11 protein-coding genes are annotated in these 15,661 nt (G+C 57.2%); 6 read left to right on the top strand and 5 right to left on the bottom strand.

The genetic code is table 11. The features are described from left to right. Positions 1 to 163 precede the first annotated feature (163 nt). A complete protein-coding gene (pqqU, locus tag P0H77_RS10890) occupies positions 164 to 2,275 on the top strand; it encodes a TonB-dependent receptor PqqU (RefSeq protein ID WP_276164896.1) in 2,112 nt (703 codons plus the stop codon). Positions 2,276 to 2,316: 41 nt separating this feature from the next. Here the strand turns inward: pqqU and P0H77_RS10885 are convergent, their stop codons facing one another. From P0H77_RS10885 to P0H77_RS10875, 3 genes are all read right to left on the bottom strand, one after another. Further along, positions 2,317 to 4,227, bottom strand: a complete 1,911-nt coding sequence (locus P0H77_RS10885; RefSeq protein WP_276164895.1) for a methyl-accepting chemotaxis protein — start codon at positions 4,225 to 4,227, stop codon at positions 2,317 to 2,319. A gap of 171 nt (positions 4,228 to 4,398) precedes the next feature. Then, positions 4,399 to 5,436 carry an NADP-dependent oxidoreductase gene (locus tag P0H77_RS10880; protein ID WP_276164894.1) on the bottom strand — a complete coding sequence of 346 codons (1,038 nt, stop codon included), beginning with the start codon at positions 5,434 to 5,436 and terminating at the stop codon, positions 4,399 to 4,401. 65 nt (positions 5,437 to 5,501) lie between these two features. Continuing rightward, positions 5,502 to 6,077, bottom strand: coding sequence for an XRE family transcriptional regulator (locus P0H77_RS10875; RefSeq protein ID WP_276164893.1), 576 nt, complete (start codon positions 6,075 to 6,077; stop codon positions 5,502 to 5,504). A gap of 97 nt (positions 6,078 to 6,174) precedes the next feature. Here P0H77_RS10875 and P0H77_RS10870 point away from each other — a divergent pair, with 97 nt between their 5' ends. Then, positions 6,175 to 6,693, top strand: a complete 519-nt coding sequence (locus tag P0H77_RS10870; protein ID WP_276164892.1) for a GNAT family N-acetyltransferase — start codon at positions 6,175 to 6,177, stop codon at positions 6,691 to 6,693. Continuing rightward, on the top strand, positions 6,690 to 7,139 hold the full coding sequence (locus P0H77_RS10865) for a DMT family transporter (RefSeq protein WP_276164891.1): 450 nt from the start codon (positions 6,690 to 6,692) through the stop codon (positions 7,137 to 7,139). Before P0H77_RS10870 ends, P0H77_RS10865 begins: the two co-directional genes overlap by 4 nt. A 5-nt stretch (positions 7,140 to 7,144) precedes the next feature. On the opposite strand, the gene P0H77_RS10860 is transcribed toward P0H77_RS10865, so the two are convergent. Together P0H77_RS10860 and P0H77_RS10855 are read right to left on the bottom strand one after the other, a co-directional pair. After that, positions 7,145 to 7,378, bottom strand: a complete 234-nt coding sequence (locus P0H77_RS10860) for a DUF2526 family protein (protein WP_276164890.1) — start codon at positions 7,376 to 7,378, stop codon at positions 7,145 to 7,147. 15 nt (positions 7,379 to 7,393) lie between these two features. After that, the gene (locus tag P0H77_RS10855; RefSeq protein WP_276164889.1) at positions 7,394 to 8,992 is read right to left on the bottom strand and encodes an ABC transporter substrate-binding protein; all 1,599 of its coding nucleotides are present in this window, start codon (positions 8,990 to 8,992) and stop codon (positions 7,394 to 7,396) included. Between the two features lie 272 nt (positions 8,993 to 9,264). Between P0H77_RS10855 and P0H77_RS10850 the strand changes: the two genes are divergently transcribed. From P0H77_RS10850 to P0H77_RS10840, 3 genes are read left to right on the top strand one after another with little or no spacing between them, the layout of a single operon-like run. After that, on the top strand, positions 9,265 to 10,542 hold the full coding sequence (locus P0H77_RS10850; protein ID WP_276164888.1) for an SrfA family protein: 1,278 nt from the start codon (positions 9,265 to 9,267) through the stop codon (positions 10,540 to 10,542). 4 nt (positions 10,543 to 10,546) lie between these two features. Beyond that, a complete protein-coding gene (locus tag P0H77_RS10845) occupies positions 10,547 to 13,516 on the top strand; it encodes a virulence factor SrfB (protein ID WP_276164887.1) in 2,970 nt (989 codons plus the stop codon). After that, entirely contained in the window at positions 13,513 to 15,651 is a 2,139-nt protein-coding gene (locus P0H77_RS10840; protein WP_276164886.1) for a virulence factor SrfC family protein, read from the top strand. Before P0H77_RS10845 ends, P0H77_RS10840 begins: the two co-directional genes overlap by 4 nt. Positions 15,652 to 15,661 lie beyond the last annotated feature (10 nt).

Raw genomic sequence — 15,661 nt, 5'->3', positions numbered from 1 at the left:
ATTTACCTGAATGTGGAGTGTTAATTTTTACGTTTCCGGCAAAAACTGATTTACTTCCTATACTTGCATTTAACGTAACGTGCCGTTTTGATTTTCAATTATTTACAAAAGCTTTAACATAACGGCGTTTGTTCACTTAAGTTCGCCTGTAAGAGTCTTATTAATGAAAATCCCGATCGCCCGTCAGACCGCATTTCCGGTGCTGCTATTACCCGTTATGACCTTGCCCACCCTGTCCGTTGCCGCAGACGATCAGACCCTGATTGTTACCGCGGCGCCCCACGCCGTCTCCGAACTGGACACCCCTGCCGCCGTGAGCGTGGTCAATGGCGAGGAGATGCGCCACGCTGCGCCGCGGGTGAATCTTTCCGAATCGCTGGGGGCGGTACCGGGATTGCAGGTGCAGAACCGGCAGAACTACGCGCAGGATCTGCAATTGTCGATACGTGGTTTTGGTTCGCGTTCAACCTATGGCGTGCGCGGCCTGCGGCTGTATGTAGACGGTATTCCTGCCACTATGCCGGACGGTCAGGGGCAAACGTCCAATATTGATATCAACAGCGTAGAGAGCGTGGATGTCCTTCGCGGACCCTTCTCGGCGTTATACGGCAACTCCTCCGGTGGCGTGATGAACATCACCACCCAAACCGGTGAGCAGCCTGCCACCCTTGAAGCCAGCAGCTATTACGGTAGTTTCGGTAGCTGGCGCTACGGCCTGAAAGCCACGGGGGCGACCGGCGACGGTACCCAGGCAGGCGATGTGGATTACACGGTTTCCAGCAGCCGTTTTGCCACCCATGGCTATCGCGATCACAGCGGCGCGCGTAAAAATCTCGCCAACGCCAAACTGGGCGTGCGCATCGATGACGTCAGTAAGCTAACCCTGCTGCTGAACAGCGTCGATATCAAAGCCAACGATCCTGGCGGTCTGAGCAGCGCGGAATGGCACGATAATCCGCGCCAGTCGCCGCGCGGCGATCAGTACAATACCCGTAAAGATACGAAACAAACCCAGGCCGGATTACGTTATGAGCGCCAGCTTAGCGCCGATGACGATCTTAGCGTCATGATGTACGCCGGCGAGCGTGAAACCACGCAGTATCAGTCCATTCCGCGCGCCCCGCAGCTTAATCCGAACCATGCCGGGGGGGTTATCGATCTCAACCGTAATTACCAGGGCATTGATACCCGCTGGACCCACCGCGGCGAAATGCTGGTTCCGGTGACCTTCACCACCGGGCTTGATTACGAAAACATGAGTGAGAACCGCAAAGGCTATGAGAACTTTGTGATGGTCAACGGCGCACCGGAGTATGGGCAGAAAGGCGCGCTGCGTCGCGATGAACGCAATCTGATGTGGAATCTCGACCCCTACCTGCAAAGCAGCTGGCAGTTAACCGAGAAATTGTCCCTGGATGCGGGGGTGCGTTATAGCTCAGTGTGGTTTGACTCAAACGATCATTATATTACCGCGGCCAATGGCGATGACAGCGGCGACGCCAGCTACCATAAATGGTTGCCGGCAGGCTCGCTTAAATATGCCGTTACCGACGCGTGGAATGTGTATCTTTCTGCGGGACGCGGTTTTGAAACGCCGACCATCAACGAACTCTCTTACCGCTCCGATAATCAAAGCGGGCTGAATTTCAACCTTAAGCCCTCGACGAATGACACCGTGGAAATCGGCAGTAAAACCCGCGTCGGCAATGGTCTTGTCACCGCCGCGCTATTCCAGACCGATACCGATGATGAGATCGTGGTGGATGCCAGCAGCGGCGGACGCACCAGTTACAAAAACGCGGGTAAAACTCGCCGTCAGGGGGCTGAGCTTTCGCTCGATCAGCAGTTTGCCGAAAACTGGCGTGCTAAAGCGTCATGGACCTGGCTTGATGCTACCTACCGCACCAATGCCTGTGGCACAGATAGCTGTAATGGCAACCGTATTCCGGGCATCGCGCGGAATATGGGCTTTGCCTCGCTGGGATATGAACCGGAAACGGGCTGGTATGCCGGAAGTGATATTCGCTATATGAGCGACATTATGGCGGATGATGAGAACACGGCCAAAGCGCCGTCATGGACGGTAGTCGGCCTGAATACCGGGTATAAATTTAATTACGGTCACTGGATGATGGATATTTTTGGCCGGGTGGATAATTTATTCGACCGCGAGTATGTCGGATCGGTGATCGTGAATGAATCCAATGGTCGCTACTACGAACCGGCCCCGGGCCGTAATTATGGCGTCGGCTTATCCGTGGCCTGGCAGTTCTGATCGGGTATTTCGCCCGGCGGCACAGGTCGCCGGGCGTTTGCTCAGAATGTTGTCCAGTTCCCTTCCGCTACGCCGCCAGCCGCTAATGCTGGCTGACGGGCAGCGCGCTGAACACGAACGCTGTCATCCAGGCGGAACGCGGCAACCAGTTCTTCCAGCACCCTGGCCTGCTCTTCCAGCGATCCGGCCGCCAGCGACGAGGCATTTACCAGCGAGGCATTTTGCTGCGTAGTGCTATCCAGTTCCGACACTGCGCGGGCGATCTGCTCAATACCCCGGCTCTGCTCCTCCGAGGCCGAGGAAATCTCGCCCATGATATCGTTAACCCGGGTCACTGAATGCACCACCTGCTCCATCGTTTGCCCGGCTTTTACCACCAGATGACTGCCGGTATCAATGCGCGACACTGACTCAGCGATAAGATGTTCGATATCTTTTGCCGCCTGCGAACTCCGCTGTGAAAGGCTGCGCACTTCGCTGGCGACCACCGCAAATCCGCGCCCCTGCTCGCCAGCCCGCGCCGCTTCCACCGCCGCGTTAAGCGCGAGTATATTGGTCTGAAACGCGATGCTGTTGATTACCGCCGTAATATCGGCGATTTTGCGCGAACTGGTATTAATATCCCCCATCGTCGCCACCATATCGCGCATTACGTTGCCACCCTGACTGGCGGTCTGCGAGGCTTCCGCCGCCAGTTTGCTGGCATGACGGGCGTTATCGGCGTTGTTTTTCACCGTGGCGGTAAGCTGCTCCATACTGGCGGCGGTCTGCACCACCGCGGCGGCCTGCTGCTCGGTACGCGATGACAGGTCGGTATTGCCATCGGCAATTTCCGAGGCGGCGCTGGTGACGCGCGTGACGCTGTGGCGTACCTCACCGATCATAGCCCGCAGCTTGCTGTTCATCACGCCCATTGCGGCGGTGAGTTTACCGAACTCATCCGCGCTGCGCGCCTGAATATTGGCGCTCAAATCGCCGCTGGCGATGCGCTCAGCGAGGTGGAGATTCTCACGTACCGGGCGGGTAATCTGCCGCGTCACCCACCAGGAAACCGCAATCCCCAGCAGAATAGCGATCAGCCCGACCAGCGCCGCAATGGTGGACGAGGTATTAGCAAGGTTATCGTTATGCGCTTTCACCAGGGCGATAATTTCTTTAATCGCGGCGCTGGAACGGTCGCCCGCCGTTTTCACCTTATCTTCAGCCAGCTTCAGATCCTGCACGGACTGATAGTAGTACAGACTGTTATCACGGTAGCTGGTGCTCTCTTCCCACAGCGACTGCAGCTGGGTTTGCGCCTCTTCTGGCAGTTGTGGCTTCAGGCTCTCAAGTGCGCTTTGCGTCGTCGCAGACTGTTTCTCCAGCGCGTCCCGAGCCTCCTGAGTGGCGCTAAAGCGCAGCGCCAGCGCCCGGTCGCGCAGATTGCCCAGCGCAAACAGGAGATCGTATAGTTGATAGCTAAGCGCAGTATCCTCAAGCGGTGTGCGAATAAGCGCGGCATACCGAGCCTGAAGATCTTCCGTCCCCGCCTGATCCAGCGCGCCCCTCAGCGCCAGCAGATTGGCGGTGGATTTTTGCATCACCGCGACGCTGTTTCTGAAATCGTCGAGATGACCGCTCATGGTATTGATGACGGCTTTTTCAGCCGGGGTCCACTCAAGATGTTGTGCTGAAGCGGTGAGTTCTGCGGCATGATTGACGTAATCCGCCATTACCTGACCTGATTTTTCATCGCTGCTGTAGAAGTATTTCAGGCGATTAATTTTGGCCTGAAACACCTCAATATTAATGTTATAAATCAGATTGGTTTTTTCATAGACATCGCGTATTTCGCGAAAGCGGATGACGCTCAGCGTAGTAGCGATAGCCACCAGCAAAAGGACCACGCCAAATCCCGTCGCGAGTTTTTTACTGATTGTGATATTACGTAATCGTTGGCGAAAACCGGACATCCCGTACTCCCTGGATAACAAGTGACAAACGAAATCTTCCCTTGTTATCGGCAGGGTTAATGGTTAATTCAGCATCATTCGCTGAAAAAGCAATCCGCACCCGCAGAACGCGAGCAGGATCACACAATGCCGCGCAACGCTGCGCGGCATTGTGTCAGTCAATACGCAGAATCAGGAGTCGTCGGAGACCTGCATAACCACCTTGCCAAAATTTTTCCCCTGCAGCATGCCGATGAACGTTTGCGGCGCATTCTCCAGTCCCCCGGTGATCTCTTCGCGGTAGTGAATTTTTTCCGCTTTCACCCACTCACTCATCTGCTGCTGGAATTCATCAATACGGTGCGCATAATCCTGGGCGATGATAAAACCCTGCACGCGCATGCGTTTTTTGAGGATCGTGCCCATCAACAATGACAGCCGATCCGGCCCTTCCGGCAGATCGGTGGCATTATAACCGCTTACCAGACCGCAGACCGGTACGCGAGCGGACGTGTTGAACAGCGGCAGCACCGCATCAAAAACCTTACCGCCGACGTTTTCATAATAAATATCAATACCGTCCGGACAGGCGGCGGCGAGCTGGTCGGCGAAGTCTTCCGCATGGTGATCGAGACACTCATCAAAACCAAGTACCTCTTTAGCATGACGACACTTCTCGCGACCGCCCGCCACGCCAATGACCCGACACCCCTTTAGCTTGCCGATCTGCCCTACCGTCGCGCCCACCGGCCCGGTCGCAGCGGCCACCACCAGCGTCTCCCCTTCCTTTGGACGGCCGATATCCAGCAGCCCCATATACGCGGTGAAGCCAGGCATTCCCAGCACGCCCAGCGCCCAGGAGCGTCGGGGAATAGTGTCGTCGAGTTTGACCAACCCTTTGCCATCTGAAATCTCATATTTCTGCCAGCCGCTGTAGCCGAGCACCCAGTCGCCTTCTGAGAAATCAGGGTGGCTGGATTGCTCAACCCGGCTGACGGTGGCCCCCACCATTACCGCGCCAATCTCCACCGGCGGAGAATAAGAGGGCTGATCGCTCATGCGCCCGCGCATATAGGGATCGAGAGAAAGGTAAACGGTGCGCAGCAGCAGTTGCCCTTCTCCCGGCGTGGGAACCTGATCTTCTTCCAGGCGAAAGTTATCGGCGACCGGCGCGCCGTGCGGGCGAGAGGCGAGGACCCAGCGGCGGTTACGTTGCGGTTGTTGACTCATAGATCGCTCCTTCTGGTTAAATGCATCCCTTGATACTAGACCGTGAACGGGAGTGTCGCTTTACTTTACGCGGCAGAAGGGTTTAAGCGCACCACCAGATAAACGCAGGGTACCGCCGATTCATTGATAAACCGGCAGTCGTTCGGCGGCCCCAGTTCAAGGCAGTCACCCGCGCGCATGTTGTGGCGGGTATCCCCTTCAATAAACACCAGTTCTCCCTGCTGCAACCAGATTAACTGACGGGCCAGCGCATAAGATGAGGCGGGCATTGGGACGTCGCTCCCGGCGGGCAGTTCGATTTGCACCAGATCGAGGGGGAGATCGCTGCGGGGAGAAACATGACGCCGCAAATAACCGGTTTGCGGATCGTGCCACACCGGCTGGTTTTCCACCCGTAACAGCTTGCCTTCCTGCATCTCTGCCCTGGCGATGAGCGTTGACATACTGATGCCAAACGCGCCGGACAATCGCCCGAGTAACGTCGCGGTGGGGCTGCTTTCTCCACGTTCGATTTTGTGGATCATCGCCCGCGAGACGCCCGCCCGCTCCGCCAGATCGCTGAGCGACCAGCTACGCGACTCCCGTTCAATGCGAATGCGGGTGCTGATGCGCTGATTAATCGTGTCTTCAGGAATATTCATGGCGCTCCACGTTTCAGGCGTAAAAAAGAATGACAACCCTGCGTACAGTATTGTAATAATATCGTACTACTATAGTGTACAACAGTTGAGGTGAAAAATGTCTCTTCGTTACGCCTGTCAGGATGACTGCGCGGCCATCGCTGAAATTTACAACCTCGCGGTGCTGCACACTGCCGCTATCTGGAATGACAAGACGGTAGATGTGGATAACCGTATCGCCTGGTTTGAGGCACGTAAGCTGGCGGGCTACCCGGTGCTGGTGAGTGAAGAAGATGGCGTGGTTACCGGCTATGCCTCGTTTGGCGACTGGCGCGCATTTGATGGTTTCCGCCATACCGTCGAACATTCGGTGTATGTCCATCCCGATCATCAGGGCAAAGGGCTGGGCCGCGAACTGCTGGCACAGCTAATCGTCGAGGCGCAGCGTATCGGCAAACACGTGATGGTGGCAGGTATTGAATCGCAAAATCAGGCATCGCTACGCCTGCACAGCAAACTCGGCTTTATCACCACCGGGCAGATGCCGCAGGTTGGCACCAAATTTGGCCGCTGGCTGGATCTGACCTTTATGCAACTTCAGCTGGACCAGCGCAGCGATCCGGACGGCGTCGCATGAACCAGACGCTGACCCTCACTTTTCTGGTGGCGGCGGGCATCGGGCTGGTGGTGCAAAACACGCTGATGGTGCGCATTACCCAGTCCTCGTCCACGGTACTGATCGCCATGCTGCTTAACTCGCTGGTCGGCATCGTGCTGTTTGTCAGCATTCTGCTGATCAAACACGGCGTCGCCGGCTTCAGTGAACTGGCGGCGAACGTGCGCTGGTGGACGCTCATCCCCGGCCTGCTGGGATCGTTTTTTGTTTTTGCCAGCATCAGCGGCTATCAGTATGTCGGCGCGGCCACGACCATTGCCGTGCTGGTCGCCAGTCAGTTAATTGGCGGGCTGGTACTGGATGTCATCAAAAGTCACGGCGTGACGTGGCGGGAGCTGGCGGGGCCGGTTTGTGGTGCGGTACTGCTGGTGGTTGGCGTCTGGCTGGTGGCCAGACGCCAGTTCTGAACCCACTACAAAATCGTGCCGCCCTTAGTCAACTGTTCGCGGCGCGCTTCCCGGTCTTCCTTATGCTGATGCCCATGATGGGCGATGGCATTACGTAAGCGCTGCTGCTGGGCATAGCGCTCTTCGCGCTCCAGCACCGCATCATCGCTGAGTTCCACCAGCAGCTCATTCATATGGGTGATCACGTCTTCCGCAATCGCGGCATCAACGCGGGCGCGAACCTCATCCAGGTGCGACATATACTCTCCTTCGTATCAGTTCAGTTTAGCTTTCGAGAAATCACTGCCCATCAGACTAACACTATACCCGGTCACGTTGCTGCGGGTGGCATAGAATGTTTTGCCGTTAGCCAGCGCGATCCACGGAGCCTGTTGATAATAAATCTCCTGCGCCTGGCCGTAGAGCTTAGCCCGCTCTTCCGGGACGCTGGTCAGACGCGCTTTTTGCACGAGATCGTTATAGCCTTTATCGCACCAGCGCGCGGCGTTGGAGCCGGTTTTGATGCTGTTGCAGCCCAGCAGCACATCGGCGAAGTTATCCGGATCGCCGTTATCGGACATCCAGCCGAACAGCGCGGTATCGTGCTCGCCCTTACGCATCCCGGAGAGATATTCCCCCCACTCATAAGAGACGATTTTGGCTTTGACGCCGACTTTCGCCCAGTCGCTCTGGATCATCTCAGCGATACGACGCGAGTTAGGGTTATACGGACGCTGAACCGGCATTGACCACAGGGTCGCTTCAAAGCCCTTCTCCAGCCCGGCCTGTTTCAGCAGATCTTTGGCCTTTTGTACGTCATAGCCATAATCTTTCAGGTCTTTGTTAAAGCCCATCATATTTGGCGGGATCGGCGATTTCGCTACCGTTCCCGAGCCCATAAAGACGGCATTGATAATGGCTTGTTTATCGGTGGCGTAGTTTAGCGCCTGACGTACCAGCACATTATCAAACGGTTTTTTCGCGGTATTGAACGCCAGATACCCCACGTTCAGAGCATCAACGGAGTGCAGCGTCAGGTCTTTGTTCTTTTTGATCGCCTCAAACTGAACCGGCGACGGCGCAGGAATAATCTGGCACTCGTTGGTTTGCAGCTTCGCCAGACGCGTTTCGACGTTAGGAGTAATCGAGAAGATAAGGTGTTTGGTTGGCACCTCACCGTCCCAGTAATTCGGGTTGGCGATATAACGGATCAGCGAATCGACTTTGTACTGTTGCAGGACATAAGGTCCGGTGCCGACAGGCCAGGTATCAACGTTTTCCGGCGTGCCTTTTTTCAGCATTGCATCGGCGTATTCGGCAGACAGGATCGACGCAAAATCCATCCCCCAGTCGGCCAGGAAGGCAGCATTAGGTTCGCTGAGGGTGAACTGGACGTGATAATCATCGATCTTCTTCACGTCGGTAATCAGCTTATCCAGCCCGACATCGTTGAAGTATTCGTAATTACCCTGCGACACATTATGGTAGGGATGCTTAGGGTCTTTCTGACGCATCACGGAGAAAATGACATCATCCGCGTTAAAATCGCGCGTTGGCTTGAAGAATTTATTGCTGTTGAATTTGACGCCCTGACGCAGAGTAAAGGTATACGTCTTACCGTCAGGCGAAATGGTCCATTCCGTTGCCAGTGACGGAATGGGCGTATTTTTCTCGCGATCAAAATTAATCAGGCGGTTATACAGCACCTGCGAGCTGGCGACGAAGGTCGGGCCGGAGCTGGCAATCTGCGGGTTGAAGGATTCCGGAGACGCTTCGGAACAGTAAATCAGGGTATCGTTATTCGCCGCCCAGGCGGCGCTTGCCGGTAATAAAGTGCTCAACGTCAGCGCGAGCAGCGTTTTTCCCATCGACATGGTTATAAGCCTTTCGGTTTTATTATATGGAGCTTAATAACAGCATAGCGATCTGCAACTGGCAAATAACAAATCACTATCAGGTTATGCTAAAGCCACGTTTTTCGCTGGAATAATAAGCATCGGACGCGAGAAAATCATGCGCGAGGTAAACCAGACGCCTTACCCGCCGTCAATGCCACGAGAATTACCCAGTTTTAGTCTCTCTTCCACCGTTTATCTGCGGGTGCTTTGCGTAAAGTAGAGCGGTGAAAAGTCAGTGAGATGAAAACGTGGCAAAAACTCTTTTACGCAGCGGCGACTTAGACGATTTTCAGGCGGTGGGTGGTGGTGGCCAGGCCGTTTTTGATTCGGCGCTGCAAATCCGCGAGACGCTACGCCTGCGTAAACAGCTGGCGATGGTCGACTGTCTGGCGATCCCGCAGGTCAATGACGACGGCGACCGTGTGAACTGGTACTCACCCGTCGAAGGCCAGCCTGTTGCCTGGCTGGCTGCGGATGCGGAAACCCGCTCCCGCGCCCTGCGCTATCTTGAAACGACGCTGGATGCGGCGACCGCGCTCAGCCGCAAATGCCTGCAATCAGGTAAAACTGCTCAGCAGCTTTTTGGCTCCCTGCTGGAAAAAGCGATCCAGTTTCCGGGTGAAAATCACCTGTATCTGGTGGATGGTAAACCGGTGATCACCTTCTGGGGATTCGTCAATCTTAACGAAAACGCCCGTGACGATGTGCTCGACTGCCTGCGCCAGCCCGCGACCATCGAACCCACCCTGCTATCGCTACCTGTTGAAGAGGAAGAGGACGAGGAAGAAGACGCGCCCGTTATCGTGACCTTTACACAGGCGGACGAGCCCCTGTTGCCGCCGCCTCTGCCCGCAGAACCGCTGCCTGCCGCAAAGCCAGAAATCATCCCACCAGCCGCCAGCGTCACGCCGCGCCGCCGCGTCCCACTCTGGATAGCGCCTCTGGCTGCGATGTTAATTGCGGTTGCCGCCACGCCGTTACTGATGTCCCGCCCGGCGCCGCAGGGCACTGCGCCGGTGGTGCAATCCACCACGCCGTTGCCGGAAATCATCGCTGCCCTTCCCCTTCATCAGGCTGAGGTCGTTAAACCCGCGCAGCCGGAGGTGGTGGCCAGCAAGCCGGTCGTCATTGCGGCCATTCCGAAAGAAGCACTGGTCATGGACGCCAGCCAGGTCAGGGCCGGTATGACCCGTTTCCTGAACGGTAACTGGCAGGTTCAGATCGCCATTCAGGATCCGGTGACCGGTAAAGCCCCCGGCTTACGCTTTCAGATCCAGAATAATAAAGGGACGGCGCGACTGACCCACGGCAAAAATATTGTCTGCCGTGCGGAGATCTTTTCCGGTCTGCATCAAAGCGGCGAGCTGATGATCAAAAGCCGCAACAACGCCCGCTGTAACGATGGCTCCCGCTACCCGATGCCGGAGATCGCCTGCAAAGCGGGTATCAATGATGTAGCCGAATGCGTTGCGCGCTACGATACTGCGCACGCCGTTCCCGTGACGTTCCGAAAAATAGGTGCCTGATCCCATGCTGGTAAATCTCTGCAATTACAAACAGAGCGTCACATTAATAGCCAACAGTGGCGTGCAGTTTCTTGATTTTGGTCTGACGCCGCTGGATGCGCCACATGGCGGTCGCTTCGTGCGTAAAACCGCCAATGGTCCGCTACTGCGTCTGGGCTACGATCTGGCAAGCGGACGCTATACGCTTGCCGGACGCGACGGCATGCAGCCGGAAGTGGTAAAACCCGAAAGCACCCTGCCGCTGACCCACTCTCTTGCGCTGCTGGATGGCGTCTGGCTGCCGCTGCCTTTTTTGCGCTTTAATCCGCCGCGCACGTTTGTTGAAGGCCCGGATAACTGGGGTCGGATGCAGATCCGCAAACTCCACGAGCCGGACAGCGCAGGCAATACTCACCGCCTCACGCTGGCGCTGGATACGCAGATTAGCGATCGCTCGCCTGCGGCCCTTGCCCCGGTGGAAAACGATCTCCTTAACGGCACCCGGTTTGCGCTGGCGTGGCAGGATGACGAACTGGCCGATTTTCTCGACCAGACCTGGATCGACGGCTGGCTGCGCGAAGTCTTCACGCAGTACGTTACCCAACAGGAAAAACGCAGCGAGACCGAAATTGCTCAGGCGCTGAGAAGCTTTGAGTATCAGGGACACTGGCTCAATTTACTCGCCCTGCTGGGCGAGCAGCTCAGCGTGCCGGAAGTCAGGCTGGTCACCGCCACCCTCAGTACGCCCGCCATCCCGGTCGATTTGATCCTCGACGTGGGGAACACCCATACCTGCGGTGTGATTATTGAAGATCATGGCGATGCGAACGATGGCCTGCGCCAGACGGCAGAATTACAGGTGCGTTCCCTGAGCGAGCCGCAGTTTTTTAACGATCCGTTATTTACCAGCCGCCTCGAGTTTTCCGGGGCGCGTTTTGGCAAGCAACATTTTTCGGTGCAGAGCGGTCGTGAAGATGCGTTTGTCTGGCCGTCGATTGTCCGCGTTGGCGATGAGGCACGTAAACTGGCGATGCAGCGGCTGGGGACAGAAGGCAATAGCGGTATTTCCAGCCCACGCCGCTATCTGTGGGATGAATCCCCGGTACTACAGGACTGGCGTTTCAGCCAGATGAATGCGAAAACGCATCGTGAACCGCTGGCCACCGCCTTCCCGTTGATGAACCTGATGAATGACGACGGTCAGCCGCTGTTTACCCTGCCGCAGGACGAGCGTCTGCCGGTCTTTTCGCCGCTCTACAGCCGCAGCACGCTGATGACGCATATGCTCTGTGAGCTACTGGCGCAGGCGCTGGGGCAAATTAACAGTGTCGCCACGCGCCTGCGTCTGGGCTTTCCGGCCTCCCCCCGCCAGCTGCGCACGATCATACTCACGCTGCCGTCGGCGATGCCTAAGCAGGAGCGGGAAATTTTTCGCCGCCGGATGTTCGAAGCCATCGCGCTGGTGTGGAAAGCAATGGGCTGGCATCCGCAGGATGAGGATTTTGCCAGTCAGAAGCAGCGCGATAAAAGTCTGATTCCGGTGCCGGAAATTCAGATGGAGTGGGACGAAGCCAGCTGCGGACAACTGGTATGGCTGTATAACGAAGCGATGTCGCATTTCGGCGGGCAAACGGAAGCCTTTTTTGCCTCCCGCATTCGCCCCGATCGGGCAACGCAGGCAGATCGCACGCTGAGAGTGGCGTCGATTGATATTGGCGGTGGCACCACGGATATGGCAATCACCCATTATCAACTTGATGATGGCACAGGCAGCAACGTCAAAATTACCCCGCATTTGCTGTTTCGCGAGGGCTTTAAAGTCGCGGGTGACGATGTGCTGCTGGATATCATTCAGCGTTATATTCTGCCGGCGCTGCAAACCCAGCTGCAAAAGTCAGGAATCGCTGATGCCGCGGCGCTGATGGCGACGCTGTTTGGCGATTCCGGGCGCATCGACACCCAGGCGGTACTGCGTCAGCAAACCACCCTGCAACTGTTTATGCCTGTCGGGCACGCGATCCTCTCCGCCTGGGAACAGAGTGATATCAACGATCCGCTGGCGGGATTGCACGCCACCTTTGGCGAACTGCTTGACCAGCCGCCGGGGCGTAATGTGATGAACTATCTCACCCAGGCCATTGAACATGCGCTGCCTGCAGGGGAAACGGCATTCGACATCCTGGCGGTCCCGCTGGCGGTCAATTTCGCCGAACTACAGCGGGCGATGCTGGCGGGCGAATTTACGCTGGCCGCCCCGCTGCACGCCGTCTGTGAAGCCATTTCACATTATGTTTGCGACGTGCTGCTAATTACCGGACGTCCGGGCTGTCTGCCCGGCGTACAGGCGCTGATCCGCCACCTTCAGCCGGTGCCGATAAACCGGATGGTGTGGCTGGATCAATACCGGGTTCATGAATGGTATCCGTTCAGCCAGCAGGGACGCATTGGTAATCCCAAATCCACGGCGGCAGTAGGCGCAATGCTGTGCAGCCTCGCACTTGACCTGCGTCTGCCGCGTTTTAACTTTAAGGCCGCGGATATCGGCGCTTATTCCACGGTGCGCTATCTGGGCGTTCTGGATAACACCGTCAATACATTGCGTGATGAAAACGTCTGGTATCACGATATCGATCTGGACAAAGGCGGCAGCAAGCTTGACGCCCGTCTGCACTTCCCGCTGCGCGGCAACGTGACGCTGGGCTTTCGCCAGCTGGCCAATACCCGCTGGCCCGCCACGCCGCTCTATACCCTGAGCATCAACTCTCCCGAACTGGCAAAAGCTATCGCAGGCGACGGGGTGCTGAATGTGCGCCTGCAATTAACCGGTGGCAGTAAAACGCAGGGGCCGGAAGCGTTTATTCTCAGCGATGCCTGGTTGCAGGACGGCACGCCGGTGGCGGCCGATGCGCTCACCCTCAAGCTGAATACCCTGGCCGACCGGCGTCATAGTGGCAGCCATTACTGGATCGACAGCGGGAGCATCTATTTAAAATGAATCAATTACAGGCAGTGAGTGAGTGGATCGCGTCCGCCCGCCAGCGTTCGGCAGCGCTTGATACTGACGCCGATGCGTTGCAGTCCGCCGTTGCCGGATTAATGGCACAATCGCGAAGGCTGGCGCAGGCCCAAAGTACGGGGGCAAGCGTGGCGCTGTATGGGCATTCGCAGGCGGCAAAAGCGCACCTGCTGGCAGCGTTGTGCGGTAACGACAGCGGACGCCTGATGGTCCGCCCCGGCGCGAAGACGCTCGATTATTTTAGCCATATTAATCCGGGTCATCAGTTAACCCGGATGGCCCTGCGTTTCAGCCATCATCGCGCCACGCCGGATGAAGCCTTCCCGCTGCGCCTGGTGCTGCTATCAGAATCCGAACTGGTGCAGTTATTTATTGTTCATGCGCAGTCGCAGGCAGATTTACGCGTGGTCGGGCGCTCGGTTATCGAGGCCCGGCTTCATGCCTGGCGAGCATTGCGTCAGACGCAGACGGTGCCAGGACTGAATGCCAGCGACGTGGCGTCCATTGCGCGTTTCTGGCGTGGTGTGGTGCCATCTTCCCGGCAGCAAATCGATGATACTCTCTGGTCGCAGTTTGCCGACCTGCTGCCTTCGCTGGATCTCAGCACCCGGGCAAGCGCCTGGTCGTTATTATGGGGCGAACAGCAGGAGCTGACGCAGCAGTGGCTGGCGCTGGCGCAGGTTCTCCATCAGACTGGCAACGCCCGCGAACTGGCTGCGCCGCTAAGTTTGCTGGTGGATCAGTTTGCGCTGCCAGCCGAGGGATTTTTAACGGCAGAAAGTGATGCACAGGACGACGTGGTCGTTCATCCGTGGTCAGAAGACCTGCTGCACAAGGCTATCAGCCTGCCGGGTTCTGCCCTGGCTCTGCTGACCTGCGAACTGATCCTGCCGCTGGAAAGCAGCGCGCTGGCGCAGGTCGATATCATTGATATCCCCGCGCCCGCACCGCAGAGCGCGCCGCCGCTGTGGCTGAGCAAGTGTCGCTGGCTAGTGGATCGCTATCGTCAGCATCTTCAGCCAGACGTACTGGTGATCTGCAATGCCATCGACGAACGCGCGCAAACGCCGACGATGGCGAAAACGCTGCGTCAGTGGGTGGATGAAACGCAGTCAGGCGAAGAAGCGTCCCTGCCCGGGCTGGTCTGGGCGATTACGCCCCAGGATGAGAGATTTACCCGCAAGCGCAATCTTGATGAGGGTGTCCAGCAATTACTGGGTAAACCCGGCCAGCGCTGGGGCACGCTGCAGGCTCTGGATGCCAGCAGCGTACAGCGTCTTGTCGAGTGGCTCTCGCAGGCAACGGCGCCTGCGTTACGCCATGCCCGTTTTGAAGCGCTTGGCGAACGTTATCGTCAGCAGCTTGAGGCGTTGATGCAGCCCTGGCGGACGACGGCGGAGAATACCGCTGACGCCAGCCTCGCCGACATGATTAAAACGTTACAACGTCACGCTTCCGTGCAGGGAGAAATGCTGGCAGGACTGCTGCCGGATATTGCCCTGTTTGAGGAGATCTGGCACGTGCAACTCCCCCGCGAAGAAAAGGTCAGCGGCCTGTTTAATGAGGCTATCGATCTCTTCGCCACGGATAACGTTGCGTCCAGCGCGTACGATCGGGGAGAAAATGTCGGCCATCGGGCGCATGCCATATGGGTGAAACATCTGCGCCAGTGGAGCCGCCGAAACGAGAATGCACAGCGACTGGCGCTGGCACCGGCTATCTTGCAGCAGCTGACCGACTGTCTGATCACCACCAGTTACCGCCTGGATCTGCCGGCGCAGCTCCACGCGGCGATGCAAAATGATCGTGCCAGTGCGGCGCAATTACAGGCGGTGGTGGGCAATTTTATAACCTGGCTCGGCTATGCCGATGTGCCGCTGGCGCAGCGTCCGGCAAGCCGGATAGCCAAAGGCAGCGTGGTTTTTGCTCCTACAGAAACCGTCGCCATGACCCGACTGGATCGTCTGGCAGAGCAGCCCGTTCATGCTGCCACCCGCTACGTCTACGACTGGCTGGTGGCGTTGTATACCCGCGCCAGTGAAAACCAGGACTACCAGAATCCGCATGACGTCACGCCAGCGGACCGGGAGCGACTCCGGGCATTATTATCTTAATTGTTGCCCG

Source organism: Superficieibacter sp. HKU1 (genome assembly GCF_029319185.1).
Classification (GTDB): domain Bacteria; phylum Pseudomonadota; class Gammaproteobacteria; order Enterobacterales; family Enterobacteriaceae; genus Superficieibacter.
This window is presented reverse-complemented; position numbering and strand designations above follow the sequence as displayed.